Source organism: Flavobacterium sp. KACC 22761 (assembly GCF_034058155.1).
Classification (GTDB): domain Bacteria; phylum Bacteroidota; class Bacteroidia; order Flavobacteriales; family Flavobacteriaceae; genus Flavobacterium.
The window spans coordinates 1139023-1155912 of record NZ_CP139148.1 but is presented as its reverse complement, the minus strand read 5'-3'; the positions used below and the strand labels follow the sequence as shown (position 1 = coordinate 1155912).

At 32.7% G+C, this 16890-nt stretch carries 15 protein-coding genes; 5 read left to right on the top strand and 10 right to left on the bottom strand.

Going from position 1 to position 16890, the window contains the following annotated elements; all coding sequences use genetic code 11:
* Positions 1-38: 38 nt before the first annotated feature.
* Together SCB73_RS05145 and SCB73_RS05140 are read right to left on the bottom strand one after the other, a co-directional pair.
* Complete coding sequence (locus SCB73_RS05145; protein ID WP_320569030.1) at positions 39-575, bottom strand: STM3941 family protein; 537 nt, start codon at positions 573-575, stop codon at positions 39-41.
* A 33-nt stretch (positions 576-608) separates the two neighbouring features.
* On the bottom strand, positions 609-2975 hold the full coding sequence (locus SCB73_RS05140) for an efflux RND transporter permease subunit (protein ID WP_320569029.1): 2367 nt from the start codon (positions 2973-2975) through the stop codon (positions 609-611).
* A gap of 278 nt (positions 2976-3253) precedes the next feature.
* On the opposite strand from SCB73_RS05140, the gene SCB73_RS05135 reads away from it, so the two are divergent.
* The 4 genes from SCB73_RS05135 to SCB73_RS05120 all read left to right on the top strand — a co-directional run bounded on the left by SCB73_RS05135 (position 3254) and on the right by SCB73_RS05120 (position 7892).
* A complete protein-coding gene (locus tag SCB73_RS05135) occupies positions 3254-3946 on the top strand; it encodes a hypothetical protein (protein WP_320569028.1) in 693 nt (230 codons plus the stop codon).
* A 19-nt stretch (positions 3947-3965) separates the two neighbouring features.
* Entirely contained in the window at positions 3966-4727 is a 762-nt protein-coding gene (locus tag SCB73_RS05130) for a sensor histidine kinase (protein WP_320569027.1), read from the top strand.
* Entirely contained in the window at positions 4690-5409 is a 720-nt protein-coding gene (locus tag SCB73_RS05125; protein ID WP_320569026.1) for a LytR/AlgR family response regulator transcription factor, read from the top strand. The genes SCB73_RS05130 and SCB73_RS05125 overlap by 38 nt, the downstream gene beginning before the upstream one ends.
* A 212-nt stretch (positions 5410-5621) precedes the next feature.
* Positions 5622-7892, top strand: a complete 2271-nt coding sequence (locus tag SCB73_RS05120; protein ID WP_320569025.1) for a cation:proton antiporter — start codon at positions 5622-5624, stop codon at positions 7890-7892.
* A gap of 240 nt (positions 7893-8132) precedes the next feature.
* Here SCB73_RS05120 and SCB73_RS05115 read toward each other — a convergent pair whose 3' ends face one another.
* The 3 genes from SCB73_RS05115 to pyrH all read right to left on the bottom strand — a co-directional run bounded on the left by SCB73_RS05115 (position 8133) and on the right by pyrH (position 12090).
* Positions 8133-10625, bottom strand: a complete 2493-nt coding sequence (locus SCB73_RS05115; RefSeq protein ID WP_320569024.1) for a DUF5686 family protein — start codon at positions 10623-10625, stop codon at positions 8133-8135.
* Positions 10626-10744: 119 nt separating this feature from the next.
* The gene (frr, locus tag SCB73_RS05110) at positions 10745-11308 is read right to left on the bottom strand and encodes a ribosome recycling factor (RefSeq protein WP_320569023.1); all 564 of its coding nucleotides are present in this window, start codon (positions 11306-11308) and stop codon (positions 10745-10747) included.
* A gap of 74 nt (positions 11309-11382) precedes the next feature.
* Positions 11383-12090, bottom strand: coding sequence for a UMP kinase (gene pyrH / locus SCB73_RS05105; protein WP_111425130.1), 708 nt, complete (start codon positions 12088-12090; stop codon positions 11383-11385).
* Positions 12091-12280: 190 nt separating this feature from the next.
* Here pyrH and SCB73_RS05100 point away from each other — a divergent pair, with 190 nt between their 5' ends.
* Complete coding sequence (locus SCB73_RS05100; protein ID WP_320569022.1) at positions 12281-12898, top strand: thioredoxin family protein; 618 nt, start codon at positions 12281-12283, stop codon at positions 12896-12898.
* 383 nt (positions 12899-13281) lie between these two features.
* Here SCB73_RS05100 and truB read toward each other — a convergent pair whose 3' ends face one another.
* The 5 genes from truB to SCB73_RS05075 form a co-directional block, all read right to left on the bottom strand.
* Positions 13282-13971 (bottom strand): tRNA pseudouridine(55) synthase TruB, encoded by a 690-nt coding sequence (gene truB, locus SCB73_RS05095; RefSeq protein ID WP_320569021.1) that lies wholly within the window; start codon positions 13969-13971, stop codon positions 13282-13284.
* Positions 13971-14768, bottom strand: a complete 798-nt coding sequence (locus SCB73_RS05090) for an undecaprenyl-diphosphate phosphatase (RefSeq protein ID WP_320569020.1) — start codon at positions 14766-14768, stop codon at positions 13971-13973. Before SCB73_RS05090 ends, truB begins: the two co-directional genes overlap by 1 nt.
* A 106-nt stretch (positions 14769-14874) precedes the next feature.
* Positions 14875-15126 carry a DUF3098 domain-containing protein gene (locus tag SCB73_RS05085; protein ID WP_320569019.1) on the bottom strand — a complete coding sequence of 84 codons (252 nt, stop codon included), beginning with the start codon at positions 15124-15126 and terminating at the stop codon, positions 14875-14877.
* Between the two features lie 111 nt (positions 15127-15237).
* Entirely contained in the window at positions 15238-16113 is an 876-nt protein-coding gene (locus SCB73_RS05080; protein ID WP_320569018.1) for a cell division protein FtsX, read from the bottom strand.
* Between the two features lie 393 nt (positions 16114-16506).
* Positions 16507-16854, bottom strand: coding sequence for a winged helix-turn-helix domain-containing protein (locus tag SCB73_RS05075; RefSeq protein WP_320569017.1), 348 nt, complete (start codon positions 16852-16854; stop codon positions 16507-16509).
* Positions 16855-16890: the final 36 nt, after the last annotated feature.

Genomic DNA, 16890 nt, shown 5'->3' with positions numbered 1-16890 from the left:
TTCCTAGGAATGAGGAATCACAAACTAAGCGTTAATCCTTATGCGAATTTTTTATATTTCTCAAGATTCTCATTTAATACTTTCATGAGTTCAGCATGATTTATTTGCATGGAAACTGCTGAAAGACAAAATGGCGAACCGTAATTTTCAAAATTAAATTCGATTAACTTTTTTTTTAGTATGTTTTTTTCGTTTTCAATCCAATAATCAGTGTTGTTAACTTTAATAAGCACCATTTTTTGGTTTTGTATTTTTAATTCACTAAAGCCTTCGATATTATTCCAATTTATAAATCCTGATGAATTCTTTTTTGGGTTGACATCAATTCCATTCTCATCAATAATGAGGATAAGCCTTTCTTTTATTAAATTCCGTATAGCGATAAAGGCTCCTAATCCAAAAAATAATATTGTAATTATTCCTAGTGCTTTTATGGATATTGGATTTGGTGATCTAGAACTAATGTTGCTCTCTGATTTTATAAATAAATATACCCCTATAAAAACAAATAATAGACCGCCAATTAAGTGTAAAAAAGATTTTTTCTTACTTGAAAATAGTTCTATTTTTTCCATTTATTAATTCGTGAATTCGTGGCTGACTTTTTATTATTCCAAATTCTCCAATAATTCCTCTTTCTTAGTTTTCTTCTTCTCAAAAGTCAAAACTAAAGAAGGCAACACAACTAAATTCGCAAACATCGCAAAAGCCAAAGTACAAGAAATTAATCCTCCAAGAGCAATTGTTCCGCTAAAGCTTGACAATGTAAAAGTCGCAAAACCTAAAATCAAAACTACTGAAGTATAAAAAGTACTGATTCCAGTTTCTCTTAAAGCACTGAAAACTGATTTTTTCACTTTTCCACCACTTTGAAGGAAGTCATGTCGGTATTTCGCCATAAACTGAATTGCATTATCAACCGAGATTCCGAAAGCAATACTGAATACCAAAATCGTAGAAGGTTTTAACGGAATTCCGAAATAACCCATCAATCCAGAAGTAATGCAAAGCGGTAAAACATTCGTAATTACCGAAGCCATTACCATTTTGAAAGATCTAAATAAATACAGCATCAAAATAGCAATTACTGCAATTGCAAAAATCAATGATTCTATCAAGTTGTCTACCAAATACGATGTTCCTTTTTGGAAAACCAATGCTTTTCCGGTAACGGTAACTTCATAACGGTCTTTTGGGAAAATTTCAGCAATTTTTGCGTTTAGCTTTTTCTCCACTTTTGCCATTTCATCCGTTCCGATATCTTTCATGAAAGTCGTGATTCGGGCATATTGTCCAGTTGAATCAACGTAAGCTTTCATTAGGTTTTCTTTGCTGTTTTTCGTGGCATTTTTAGCATAACTCAAAATAAAAGCTTGCTCTTGCGAGGTTGGCAATTGGTAATATTCTGGATTTCCATTATAGAAAGCTTGTTTTGAGTATTTAACCAAATTCACAATCGAAACTGGTTTTGCCAATTCTGGAATTTCGGCAATTGTAGTTTGCAGTTCATCCATTTTGCGAATTGTCGAAGCTTTCATGACACCTTTTTTCTTTTTGGTATCAATCATGATTTCCAATGGCATTACGCCGTTGAATTCTTTTTCGTAAAATAGAATATCTTTAAAGAAAGAAGCGCTTTTTGGCATTTCGCCAATCAAACTTCCTGAAACTTTCATTTGTGAAACTCCAATTACACTGAAAACCAAAAGCAAACCATAAACGATATAGACAATTTTACGTTTTGTTTTTACCAAGTCTTCAACAACATTCAATAAAGTCGAAATATAGGTTTTCGTCAAGTGATATAAATGCTTTTCTTTAGGTAGAGGCATGAAACTGTAAATAATTGGCACAATAAAAAGCGTCAATAAATAAACAGAAATTACGTTGATTGAAGTTACCAATCCGAATTCAAAAAGCAAATCGTTTCCAGTAATCATAAACGTTGCAAAACCAATCGCCGTTGTCAAATTCGTCATCAAAGTCGAAACTCCAATTTTAGAAATGACACGTTGCAACGCTTTAGCTTGATTGTTGTGTAACTTGATTTCCTGCTGATATTTGTTGATCAAGAAAATACAGTTTGTAATTCCGATTACAATAATCAGCGGTGGAATAATTGCCGTAAGAATTGTGATTTTGTAGTTAAATAGACCAAGCGTTCCGAATGACCAGATTACGCCGACAATTAAAATACAAATCGAAATAAAAGTCGCTCTAAACGAACGGAAAAAGAAAAAGAAAATCAAAGAAACCGTCAATAAAGCAGCACCAATGAAAAGCCCGATTTCGCCTTTCATGTCATCAGCATTGATGGTTCTGATGTATGGCATTCCTGAAACTTTCAAATCAATTCCAGTCGTTTTTTCGAATTTATTGATTTTCGGAACTAAATTTTCAAGAATAAAAGTCTTTCTTTCTGGCGTATTAACTAAAGCTTTATTGATGTAAATTGCCGAACGGACGCTGCCGCTTTCTTTATTGAATAATAATCCTTCGTAAAAAGGCAAATTATGAAACAAATCGTATTGAACGCTTTTTAAGTAAGAAGGATCCAACGCTTTAGTTTGATCAATAAATGGACTTAAAACGAATTTTTCGTTAATCGTATCTTTTTCAAGTTTTTTCAAATCATTTAATGAAACGACTAAATCAACTTCTTTCGATTTTTTTAAACCTGTCATCAATTCGTTCCAAGCAGCGTAGTTTTTTGGAGTAAAAAAGTTTTTATCTTGAAAACCAATAACAATTAGATTTCCTTCTTCGCCAAACTTGTCCAAGAATTTTTGATAGTCTTTATTGGCCACATGATCTTTTGGAAGCAAGTTTGCTTCAGTATAAGTCATAGAAAGGTTTTTCCACTGAAAACCAAGAAAAATGGTTAATGCAGAAAGCAAAATCAGAATTGTTATTCTGTTTTTAAGTATAATTCGGGCCAATTTCTCCCAGAACCCAACTTGAATAGCGTTTTTCATAAATTCTTTAAAAATGGTTGCAAATGTAGTGAAAATGCCTCAAAATCATAAACAATCGATTGTATTTTACGCAATGTTAACACAATTTTGCAAGTTTTTCAGTTGTAATGATTTTCCTGTTTTTTGCTGTTTAATCGTTAGCTTTTCTCATATTTGTAGTTAATTTTACAGATGAAAAGAAAACGAATTGGAGAATAGATTTTTTTGGTTGGTTTTCTTTCACTTCAATTATTAGATTGAAATCCGTCTCTAATCATTAAAAAGAATTAAAATTGATAATGGTAGAAAAAGTAATTTTGATTTTAAATGAAACTAGAAGATTTGGGGATTATTCTTCTGCTACAGAGTCTAGTATCATTTATAATTATGTGCTAAACGATAATACAAAAGTAACTCTTCATGAGGACGATTTTAGTTCAAATCTAAACATTCGTTTTAAAGAAGTTTTCAAACTTGATATACTGGAATACACGATTAATCTCAAAAAGATTGATAACCAGTTGTTGATGCGTTTTTTGAAGATGAACTTTAGAGGAGATTACATCAGCGAAAAAACAGATGATTTTAATTTGTTAAAAGAAATTATCGATTATTTAAGTGTTGAATTTAGTAAAGCTGCGATTTCGGAACAGATTGAAGCTAAAATCATGGATCATTTTAAAAAATCTTTATCTGAACTTGACACGTTTTTTAAGAATGAAAGAAAGACTTTGTCATTTTTTAAAAACAATGAATTTTCTTTAGAAGATTTGAGTAATAATCCCATTAATCTAAAATGGATTAATTTAGATTTTATTCAAAATTATGGTTTCAATAATTCTTTTAGGTTAATTGAGTTTTTATCTGCAACACAGATTTTTCAAGAGTATAAAGTGAAATTTTATCAAAAGAATAAAGACTATGAATTAGTTTTGTTCGTGTTTGAGGGCGCAATTTGTTGCGGTTCAAAAAGAGTCGTATTTTCTAGTTAGTTATTTTATTCAAACCATTATGCAGGAAAACAATACCACAACTTTTATTTTTCTGGCAATTCTTTTATTGCTTGTCATTATTATTTGTTTTATGATTTATCTGTTGATGCAGGCCAAAAAAGCAAAAGATGATGCCGAAAAAAGTTTTTATGCGCTGGAAGTAAAAGTGAATGATTTGCAACTCGAAACTTTAGAATCAAAACTGAATCCGCATTTGTTTAAGAATATTTTGAATTCGATTCAGTCCCATGCGTATCAAACGTATTTCGCTTTAGACAAACTGGCAAACGTTTTGGATTATATTTTATACGAAAGCAAAAAGAAATTTGTCACTGCGAAAGAAGAAATTGATTTTGCACTGAATTTAATCGAAATCAATAAAATCAAAATTAGTCCGCTTTTTGAATTGAAGATAAAAACCAATATCAATAAAGAAGATAAATTATATGATCAGCCTTTATTGGCGCCTTTAATTTCTATCGATTTAATTGAAAATGCTTTTAAACATGCCGATCTTCAAAGTGCTGACGCTTTTATTTCGGTTGTTTTTGAGTTTAGAGATAACGCTTTTTTTATGACGGTTTCGAATAAAATTTCGGATAAAAAAGTTCTAAAAAAAGAACGAAGCGGTTTTGGTCACGCAACTTTAGAACACCGCTTGCGAATTATCTACAAGAATAATTTCAAATTGGATAAGTTTGTAGAAAACGATGTTTATATTGCTCATTTAAAAATAGATTTACTTGGATACAAAACTGAAATGCTTGCTACTGGACGATGAGCTTCCGGGATTGACGTACTTGAAAATGTTATGTGAGCAAATTCCAGAATTGGAAATTGTAAAAACCTGCAACGATCCTGAAAAACTTTTATCTGATTTTGCCGATCTTGATTTTGATCTGCTGATTTCGGATATCGAAATGCCCGGAATCGACGGACTTCATTTAGCCGAAATGTTTCAAAACAAATTGGTAATTTTTTGCACTGCGTATAAAGAATATGCAGCAGATGCTTTTAATATTGATGCTGTAGATTATATTACAAAACCTGTAAAATTAGAGCGTTTGCAAAAAGCAATTTCAAAAGCAATTGAGCGATTTGAAAAACCAGACGCTAAGAAAAAATTCATGCAGCTGAATACCGACAAAGGCAAAACGTTGCTTTATTTTAACCAAATTCAATACATCAAAACAGCTTTGAGCGACAGCCGCGATAAAATAGTTTTGCTGACCGACGGCAGTTTCTTGAATTTGAAAAACATAAAATTCGACACACTTTTAAAAGAATTGCCCGAAGCCGATTTTTGTCGCGTGAACAAAAAAGAAATTGTTGCAGTAAAAGCAATAAAATTTTTTAATCATAACGAAATCGTATTGCATCACTTGGAAGAAAACAACAAAAATGCCACTATGATTTTGAGCGAAACCTATCGCTCAGATTTTTTGAGAAAGGTGAAAATATAAGGTGAAAATAAGTCAAAATCGTGTCAGGCCGAGCGGAGTCGAAGCCCGATCAGGTTGGTTTGCCCTTCGACTCCGCTCAGAGTGACAATCATTTTTATAACTTATTACAAAGTTTTTCGGACTTATTACATACATGAAAAATTAGCTGCAAAATTGCTTTTTCACGTAAAATGGACTTCTGATATTTGTTTCATAATTTTAAAAAACGAGTTATGAATAACTTTAAAAACTCCTTATTTTACATTACAGTTATTGGTGGTTTTACAACTTTGATATATTGGATCATTTCTCAAGGTTCATCTCTTGAAGCAGGTCGAAATGTAGTAGAGAAAAAAATAGAAAGCAATCATTGGAATGATTTTCTGCATTCAATGGTTGAAAACTTACAGCATCCGTTAGCTATTTTATTGGCTCAGATTGTTACTATTATTTTAGTTGCCCGTTTGTTCGGCTGGTTTTTTAGAAAAATAGGACAGCCGTCAGTAATCGGAGAAATGATTGCTGGGATTGTTCTTGGGCCATCTTTGGTTGGAATGTATTTTCCGGAGTTTTCGGCAGCTTTGTTTCCAAAAGAATCTTTAGGAAATCTTCAATTTTTAAGCCAGATTGGTTTGATCCTTTTCATGTTCGTAATCGGAATGGAATTGGATTTGAAAGTACTGAAGAATAAGGCACATGACGCTGTTGTAATCAGTCATGCGAGTATTGTTATTCCGTTTGCTTTAGGATTAGTTTTGGCTTATTTTATTTACGGAACTTTTGCACCTGAAGGAGTTGCTTTTTCTTCTTTTGGATTGTTTATGGGAATCGCCATGAGTATTACGGCATTTCCGGTTTTGGCAAGAATAGTGCAGGAACGAGGTCTTCAAAAAACGAAATTAGGAACTATTGCTATTACTTGTGCCGCGGCCGATGATATTACGGCTTGGTGTATTTTGGCGGTTGTAATTGCAATCGTAAAAGCAGGCTCTTTGACGAGTTCGCTTTATGTAATTGGTCTGGCAATTTTATACGTGATTATCATGTTGAAAATTGTTCGTCCGTTTTTGAAACGCGTTGGAGACTTAAATTCGACTCGCGAAAGTTTAAATAAACCTGTCGTTGCTATTTTCTTTTTGACACTTTTATTTTCAGCTTATGCCGCAGAATTAATTGGAATCCACGCTTTATTCGGTGCATTTTTAGCGGGAGCGATTATGCCAGAAAACAATAAATTCAGAAATATATTTATCGAAAAAGTAGAAGACGTTTCGATAATTGTGCTTTTGCCATTATTCTTTGTATTTACAGGTTTGCGCACACAAATTGGATTGTTGAATGATCCTGAGTTATGGAAAATCACAGGTTTGATTATTGTTGTAGCCGTTGTAGGGAAGTTTTTTGGAAGCGCTTTGGCAGCAAAATTCGTAGGGCAAAACTGGAAAGACAGTTTAGCCATTGGTGCTTTGATGAATACCCGCGGATTGATGGAATTGGTTGTTTTGAATATTGGTTACGATTTAGGTGTACTGTCTACTGAAATTTTTACAATGATGGTCATCATGGCTTTAGTGACAACTTTTATGACGGGACCAGCTTTAGATTTTATCAATTTTGTTTTTAAAGATAAAGCAACTGTTGTTCCAGAAGAGATTGGAAGCAAAAGCAAATACAAGGTTTTGCTTTCATTTGCAACTCCTGAAAGAGGTAAAAAATTACTTAAAATTGCCAATAGTTTAGTCAAGAAACAAGGAGATAATTCGGTAGTTACGGCAATGCATTTGTCGTTGAGCACAGAAATACATTCATTTGATGTTAAAGATCACGAAAGAAAAATGCTTGTCCCTGTTATTGAAGAGTCAAAGAATTTGAATCAAAGTATAAACAGTGTTTTCAAAGTAACAAATGATATTGATGCCGATATTATCGATACGGCTAACCAAGGCGAATATGATTTATTGCTGGTTGGTTTAGGACAATCTATTTTTGAGGGAACTTTGCTTGGAAAAATTCTTGGTTTTACTACTCGAATTGTAAATCCAGATCGTTTGATTGATAAGTTTACAGGAAAAGAAGGTTTGTTTGAGAATAATCCTTTTGATGAAAGAACGCGTCATATTATTACGAAAAGTAAAATGCCAGTCGGAATTTTTATTGATAAAGATTTAGAAGAAGTTGATCAGGTTTTTATGCCGGTTTTTAGCAAAGAAGATGCTTTCCTTATTGAATATGCTAAAAAATTAATCAACAACAATGGTTCTCAAATTACAGTTTTAGATGCCAGCGGTGAAGTGAAAAATACAAGAGATATTCAGGAAACCATTCGCTCGATTGAGCAAATTGCACCAAATCATATTATGATTATGCATGACAGAACAATCAAAAAAGAGTTTTTAGAAACGCAAAACTTAATGATTATTAGTTTGGACAGCTGGAAAAAACTAATTGAATCTCAAAGTACCTGGCTGAATAATACGCCGTCTGTTTTGATTCTCAAGCCATAAAAGTTTTGGAAATTCCAATGTATTAAATTCCAAATTCCAATTTTTTGATTGGGGTTTGGGATTTTTTATAGCCACGAATTCACGAATTTATCGAATTTCCTTGCGCAGTTTATTAACGGCAAATTTCACAAATTTTCATAAATTTATTTTGTTACAATTTGTGAAATTCAGCGGAAAAAAAATAACAAAGTTAAGAAGTCAAATTCTTGAATTAGTGGCTATAAAATTTGGGATTTAAAATTAAAGACCGAGATCAATAACATAAGAAATCTTAACTGCGATGTTATCTTCAAATTTCAGCAACTGATTCGGTCCGTAACGATAAAATCCGCCTAAACCAAAACCTTTGAAAATTCGGTTTAATTCAATTCCAGATTCAAAATAACCTTTATCTAAAGTTTTATAATCAGGTCCAACATGCTGTTCAGGTTTTTCCATATTTCCCCAAGCCATTCTGGTAACTAAAACCAATGAAGGGCGGACTTTTTTCATGATTTTAATTCGGTCAAAACCATGTTTTATTTGAAAAAAGACATATTGACTAGAGAAAAACTCATTAAAATACATTGTTTCAAAACTGTTTCTTCCGGCAAAAGTTATACGTTGAATAACGGTTTCTTTGGTTAGATTGTTCGGCATTGTGTTGTATAAATGCGTAATTGGCACATCGCCCATTGCAACACCGCCTTGTAGAAGTAAACTTGTTTTTTGTCCGTTCAGGTATTTTTTTTCATATTCGGTTTTGAAATCAATTTTGCTGAATGTAAAGTCGTTTTCTAAAACATTGGGCAATGATTGTGTATATTGAAAAGTAAATCTTGGAAATCTTTTATCCGTTTCTGTCCTTCCCGTTGGAGTCTGCATGAATTCGCTGAATGGCGCCCAAACAATTGAAGCCATAGCAGTAGTCATAATATAATTCGAATACAATTGCCCATTATAGTTGAAAAGATAATCAAATTTTGGTTCAACATACGTTCTGGCTAACTCGAAAACAGCTTCTGTTTTCGGAATAAATTTGGTTTGAATATTTGCTTTCCAGGCAATGTATTTATAAAAAGTACTAATGTTGATTGGGCGCGGATCATAAATCTTGAAAACGCGTTTATCAACAGCAAAAACGGTACTCGCAATCTCGCGGACATCATCGGTGTACGATCCATTTAGCCAAGTATTGGTGTTTTTGTCTAATAAAACGCCAGCGCCCAGATTGTATTTAAAAACGCCGTCTTTTGTTCCGTATGCGCCATAACCTTCAATTCTAAAATGCTTAGAAAAACGATCGTTAGTAACACCGCCAAGACCTAAACGAAAACCTTCATAATTGTTATAACTGATGATTTTTTTTAAATCCAAATCAATAGGGCCGATTGGAAGATAACCGTTGATGATTTTTCGGCCTAAACCAAGACGTTTTTCAATTCTTTTGCTGAGTGATAAGCTGTCTATTAATTGATAAGTTCTTTGGCCTTTTAGATCTAAGCTTTCCTTTCGGTATTTGTTCCAAAATTCTTCTGGTTGCTTGTTTGCATCGTCTTTAATTTCAATATAAAGCGATGGATTTTTTATTGAAGAATGTGTGTTATAATGGATGTCAAAATTATTGCTTTCAGAAATTAAATATGTAAAATCAGAGGCAACTTTTTTTCTTCGTTCATAATTATCTTCAACGTCGCCATCAAATTGAATGGTTCCGCCTAAAATTTTAATATCATCGTCATTCTTCCCTTTTACAATTTTGAAAGTAGTATTGCTTTGAAACCAGATTTTCTCTTCAGGAACATATTCAAATTCATGAATACCGCTAATGTCTAAAACAGCTTTGATGCGCATTACCGCTTTCGCTATAGCAAAATTTTCCTGATCAATATATAAAACACCTTCTAGTGCATTTGTTTTTCTTTTCTTGTTTTTAAAGTAAATCATAAAGGTATTTCGACCTTTAATGGGAACGGTGTCCAGAAGCTTGTAATTATAATCAGAAAATGCGTTGTCAGCAATTGGGCTTTGATGTTTGGTTTCAAACAATTCGTATTTCGAATCGTAAATCGAAATAGACTGCAGATTAAAGGCGATAATTTCATAAACAGGTTGCTTAAAACCGGCCATTTTTGTGCCTAAGATGGTTTCTTTTAATTTATTATTTCCAAATTGATACTGCGAAACTTTCTCGGTTTGAAATAAATGTTGTTTGGTTATAATTTCTTTAAACTTATAATCAGAAGAATCAATATTGATTGTCTTTTTATTGAAATCTTTGTAAGCGGCAGAAGAATCAATTCGGCCATCGATAGAATCCGGATTTGCCGTAACAATTAGCTTGTTATAGGTTTTATATTCAAAACTGCTTAGTTTTTTCTGCGGATTGTTTTTGTTCTTGTTAGCGATAACTTTTTTTATGATTGTTAATGCAGGATTTTCATTTGAAACAAGAACCTCTTTTAAATCATCTGTTTTTTGAGAAAGCGAAATCGCATAGAATTTTTTCTTCTCTACAACTGGAACTAATTTTGTTTGAAATCCAATGTAAGAAACGGCAAAAGTGGTCGTTTTCGAATTGATTTTAAGTTCAAATTTTCCATCAACATCAGTAATAGTGTTGTTATTGTCTGCAGTAGTAATGGTTGCAAAAGGAAGCGGTTTGTTGTGCGGATCAGTAACAATTCCGTTTATTTGAAATTGCGCTTGAATCGTAAGCGTAAAAAACAAAGTCAACAAACAAAATAGCTTCATAAAGGTGTTATAGTTTCAAAAACGGAAAGATTTTACTTTTGGTATGCAAAAATAAGAATAAAAAAATCCGTTTGGCAAAATTACACCAAACGGATTTTTTTATTTTGTGCCAAATAAAATTACACTTTCATGATTTCGGCTTCTTTTGCAGCCAATAATTCATCAATTTTTTTTGTAAAAGCATTTGTTAAGTTTTGGACTTCTTCTTCAGCAGATTTGCAAATGTCTTCAGAAGTTCCTTCCTTTTCTAATTTTTTGATTTCAGTGTTTGCATCTTTACGAGAATTACGAATACCGATTTTAGCATCTTCAGCCTCAGCTTTTGCTTGTTTTGCCAAATCACGACGACGCTCTTCTGTCAAAGGCGGAACACTGATGATAATAACATCACCATTGTTCATTGGGTTGAAACCAATATTGGCAACCAAAATTGCTTTTTCAATTACCGAAAGCATGTTTTTTTCAAACGGCTGCAAAGTAATTGTTCTAGCATCTGGAACACTGATTTTAGATACTTGAGAAAGTGGTGTAGCCGCTCCGTAATAATCAACAAAAACACCTCCAAGCATTGCTGGAGAAGCTTTTCCTGCACGAATATTTAGAAATTCTTTTTCTAAATGCGCAATAGAACCATTCATTGATTCTTCTGTACTTTCTAATATGAAATCTATTTCTTCACTCATTTTTTTTGATTTTCAGTTTGATTCTCAGTTTTCAGTTAAAGTCTAATTATGTGACTGTAAACTGTTACTGATGACTATATATTTACTACAGTTCCGATATTTTCGCCTTCGCAGATTTTCAAAAGATTTCCAATTTTGTTCATATCAAAAACAACGATTGGCAATTTATTTTCTTGGCTTAATGTAAAAGCAGTAGTATCCATTACATTTAATCCTTTTTTCAGTACATCATCAAAAGAGATAAAATCGAATTTTACAGCTGATGCATTTTTTTCTGGATCAGAATCATAAACTCCGTCAACGCGAGTTCCTTTAAGGATAACATCAGCATTGATTTCAATTCCTCTTAAAACTGCTGCTGTATCGGTTGTAAAATATGGATTTCCAGTTCCAGCACCAAAAATTACGATTCTTCCTTTTTCAAGATGACGATCTGCTCTTCTTTTGATGTATGGTTCTGCAATAGATTCCATTTTCAAAGCAGTTTGCAAACGCGTTTTCATTCCTTTGTCTTCAAGTGCGCCTTGCAAAGCCATTCCGTTGATAACAGTTGCAAGCATTCCCATGTAATCACCTTGCACTCTGTCCATCCCTGAACTTGCTCCAGCAACGCCTCTAAAAATATTTCCTCCTCCAATAACAATAGCAATTTCAACTCCTTTATCGTGAATTTGCTTGATTTCATCTGCATATTCGCCTAATCTTTTCGGGTCAATTCCGTATTGTAAATCACCCATTAAGGCCTCGCCGCTAAGTTTCAGAAGAATTCTTTTATATTTCATGTTTGTGTTGCGTTAATTTGTGCAAATATAGACATATTCTGATTTTTAAAAATAATGTTTACAAAAAAATAATTGGGCGATATATTTAAATTTATAAAGAATTTTATTGGGTTTTTATATCAAATCTGATAAAAGTCATATCTCGGTCTAAAGAAAATCCGTAAATTTATGCTAAGCAAAATAATTATCTATGAAAAGCATCGTAGCCAAAGCGTTGTTCAATAGCCACTCTTATATTGAATACCGAAAAATAGTAACCGATTTATTGTCTGAAGGAAAATCAACTGGAAATGAGCAATCTGACAGTTTGACGAATTATTCAAAATTGAATGAAGCCAGAATGAATCGACTGGAAAAGACGATACAGATTTCTGAAAATATAAAATCAAAACTACAGCATTTAGATAATCATTATATCTGGCTTGTAATTTCAGAAGGTTGGTGTGGCGATGCGGCTCAGATTCTTCCAATTTTAAATAAAATGGCATTAGCTTCAGATAAAAAAATAGATCTGAGAATTGTTTTTCGCGATGAAAACGATGATTTGATGAACCATTATTTGACAAACGGTGGAAGAGCAATCCCAAAAGTGATTGTGATTTGCAAAGAAGCCGGAATCGTTCGTGCAGATTGGGGGCCAAGACCAAAAGGCGCCACCGAATTAATGGCAAAACACAAAAGAGAAGTTGGGCCAATCGACGAAAAAATCAAAACTGATTTGCAGTTGTGGTATCTTGCTGACAAAGGGATTTCGGTTCAGGAAGAACTGGTTGAGATTATGGAAAATATTAAGTACAATCGACTATAATAACCATTACTTGGGGAAAGTATTTGATAAAATAATTGTTGATAACGTGTTGATAATAAATCAAATAATATGTTAAATAATGCGTCTAAAATTTTTGCTTTGTTTAAAATTTCGTATCTTAGTAAAACTATCCCACTTCTATTATTAATTTTCTGATTTACTCTTTTTATTGGTGTTTATTTAATGTTCAACTATTAAAAAATGCACTATTATGAAAAAGTTATTCGAAAGATTTTATGATTTCTTTTCACAATTTTTATTTGGAGGGAAAAATGTGCCTCACTATTAACTCAGAGGGAATGAGTATGGAATAACTGTACTTTGATTTACGAGCTTGGCACATTACGATCATTTTGTAATGTGCTTTTTTATGCATTTTATTTTTATTTTAGGCTCTCTTCAAACAAAGTAATGTCAATCGCATTTTTTACATCGTAATCACCAATTTTAGTACGGCGCAAGACCGTTAAATGTGAACCAGAATTCATTGCTTTTCCAAAATCGTAAGCTAGAGAACGAATGTAGGTTCCTTTTGAACAAACTACTCTAAAGTCTATTTCTGGCAATTCAATTCTAGTAATCTCAAATTCGTGAATCGTAGTTTTTCGGCTTTCAATTTCTATGGATTCTCCTGCCCGAGCGTGTTCATATAAACGAACGCCATCTTTTTTGATTGCCGAGAAAATAGGCGGTTTTTGGTCAATTTCTCCCAAAAATTGCTTTACTGTTTCATGAATCAAGGTTTCATCAATATGATCTGTTGGGAAAGTTTGGTCGATTTCGGTTTCTAAATCGTACGATGGAGTAGTGGCTCCAATATAAAAAGTTCCAGTGTATTCTTTGGCTTGACCTTGAAGTTCAGAAATATTTTTAGTGAATTTTCCAGTACAAATTAATAAAAGTCCAGTGGCTAATGGATCTAAAGTTCCAGCGTGACCAATTTTGAACTTTTTTGGAAGTCCAACTTTATTAATTAAAAGGTATTTTAATTTATTGACAGCTTGAAACGAACTCCATTTTAATGGTTTGTCAATCAATAAAACTTGTCCGTTTAAATATTCTTCAGGTGTCATTATATAATCGTAAGCGGGTGAATGAAAAAGTGAATCACTAATAAGATGATTCCAGCAAGGATTCGGTAATAACCAAAAACTTTAAATCCGTTTTTAGTCAAAAATCCAATGAAAGTTTTAATTGCTAAAAGTGCTACAATAAATGCAGCCACATTTCCAATAATCAATAAAGTGGTTTGATCTTGCGTCAATTCAAAGCCGTCTTTATAGTAATCGTAGCATTTTTTTACTGTTGCGCCCAACATGGTCGGAACAGCTAAGAAAAAAGAAAATTCAGCAGCTGAAGTTCTTGTCAATTTTTGAGACATACCTCCAACGATACTTGCGCCGCTTCGTGAAACTCCAGGAATCATAGCCAAACATTGAAATAATCCAATTTTTAGCGCTTTTGCATAAGTTATTTCAGTTGAAACTTCAGGATCATTTGGTTTGTTGAACCATTCGTCCACTTTCAATAAAATAATTCCTCCTAATAAAAGTGAAACTGCAACTGTTACAGGATTTTCTAGCAATCCATCGATAAAATCGCTTAATAACAATCCTAAAACGACTGCAGGAATAAAAGCAACAAGAAGTTTAAAGTAAAAATCAAAAGTTTGAAAGAAACGTTTGAAGTATAAAATTACGACCGAAAGTATCGCGCCAAGCTGAATTACGATGGTGAAAAGTTTAGTGAAATCGTCATGCGCGATTCCAAAAAAAGAAGAGGCAATAATCATGTGGCCAGTTGAAGAAACAGGCAAGAATTCTGTAATTCCTTCAATAATGGCAAGAACAATAGCTTGTAATGTGTTCATTAAGTTTAAATTTTAGTCCCGATAGCTATCGGGACAGATTTTAGATTTCAGATTGTCATCCTGAGCGGAGTCGAAGGGAATTCCAATTGGAAATTTATAAATCTATTTATTTAGATTTTTTGAAGATCGAATAAATCGTGATTCCAAAACCAATTAAAACGGTTGTTGGAGCTAGACGAATACGTCTAAAACTAAAAATATCTTCGTTGAAAACATTTGGATCTGTACTTCCTCCGCCAGACATTAAAATAAATCCTAGCGCGATAACGCCAATTCCAACTAATAAGATTTTGTAATTGATGCCATCAAAAAGAAATTCGTGATTATCTTGTTTTTCTTCTTTATTATTGTTTTTCATTTTATTTCTTTTGCTGTCTTGAGCTCGCCCAAGATGTTTTATTTATTTGTCACCCTAAGCAAAGTCGAAGGGCATTTTTTTTTACTGAAAACTTAAAACTGCGACTGAATATTAATAAAGATCGTCAGTTCTTAAATTCAAGAAACGTTGTGTTGCAAAATGGGTGCTTACCCATGTAATCAAAACTCCAAATCCGAAAACGGCTACTAAAACCAATCCAATTAAAGCTTTGTCTTCTAAAATTCCTAAACCAGGGAAATTCGTTTCTACATAAATTAATAGTGCAATCAATGCAATAATTGCTAAAACTGCACCAAGCATTCCTAATTTTACGCTACGCATTACAAAAGGCTTGCGGATGAACGATTTTGTTGCACCAACCATTTGCATGGTTTTGATAATAAAACGGTTCGAATGTATAGAAAGTCGTAGTGAACTATTGATTAATAAAACCGCAATTACAGCAAGGAAACCGCTGATAATTAAGATCCACATACTTACTTTTTTAATGTTATCATTTACCAAGTTTATCAACTGTTTGTCGTAAACAATATCTTCGATCATCGTATTTTGACGCAATTTGCTTTCAATTTTAGAGATGCTGTCTCTTTCAACATAATCCGCTTTTAGGTGAATGTCGTATGAGTTTAATAAGGGATTTTCACCTAAGAAAGTCAAGAAATCTTCTCCAATGATATCCGTATGTTCTTTTGCCGCTTTTTCTTTAGAAACATAAACAAAAGATTTTGCAAAAGGTGCTCTTTTTAAATTTGCATTGAATGCTTTGATAACGCTATCATTAGCCTCATTTTTAAAGAAAACCGTCATGGCGATTTTTTCTTTAAAATCATTAGCCAATTTTTTAGAATTAATAATGAATAATCCCAGCACTCCCAAAAGGAATAAAACCAAGAATACACTTAATACTACCGAAAAATAAGAGGAAATTAACCTGCGCTTTTGAAATTTATCAAAGTTAGAACTCATAGTATGCTTAAATTATGTGGTAAAAATAATAAAGAATTTCTTTATTTAAAGTTATTAACGAACTTTTATACTATAAATGTACAATTAGATATTGAATAAATTTGTCTTTCATCGAAAAGTGCACAAATTTTCAATAAATTTTCTAAATAAAGTGATTTAACTCCAAAGTTCGCTAAGACTTTCGAAGAGTTAGTAAAATAAAAGAGAATAGCAACAAGTTTAAAACGTTTAAAATGATTTTTAAATTTGTGTAAATCATTTAATCTTTAGCAAAAAAACGCAAAGCTTTGTATTTATATTGTTTTGTCAACTCTATGGTAGTAGCGTAAGTTTAAATAAAAATTGTATGATGCGTTGCGGTTCAACTCTCAAAGTTTTTTAAAGAAATTTATTTTAAAATTTCAGGTTTAGAGTTTCTTTTTGAGCAAATTCTTTAATACGTTTTTCTATTTCATAAAAAACCGAAATTGCCCTTTCACCGGCTTCGGTTAATTTTGCGCCACCCCCACCTTTTCCACCAAGAAGTTTTTCAACTAATGGATTTTCAGCCCGCTGATTCATTTCTTCAACCAATTGCCAAGCCTGACGATACGCCATTTTCATCTCTTTTGCTGCATTGGTAATTGATCCGGTTTTCCTGATGTTTTCAAGAAGCCATATTTTTCCAATTCCAAGAAATGCGCCTTCGGCTTCTTCAATCCAAACGCGGACTTCAACATTGTATTTTTTACGGTCAGCCATTTTGATTTTTTTTTTAGTGCTATTCAAAAATACGCA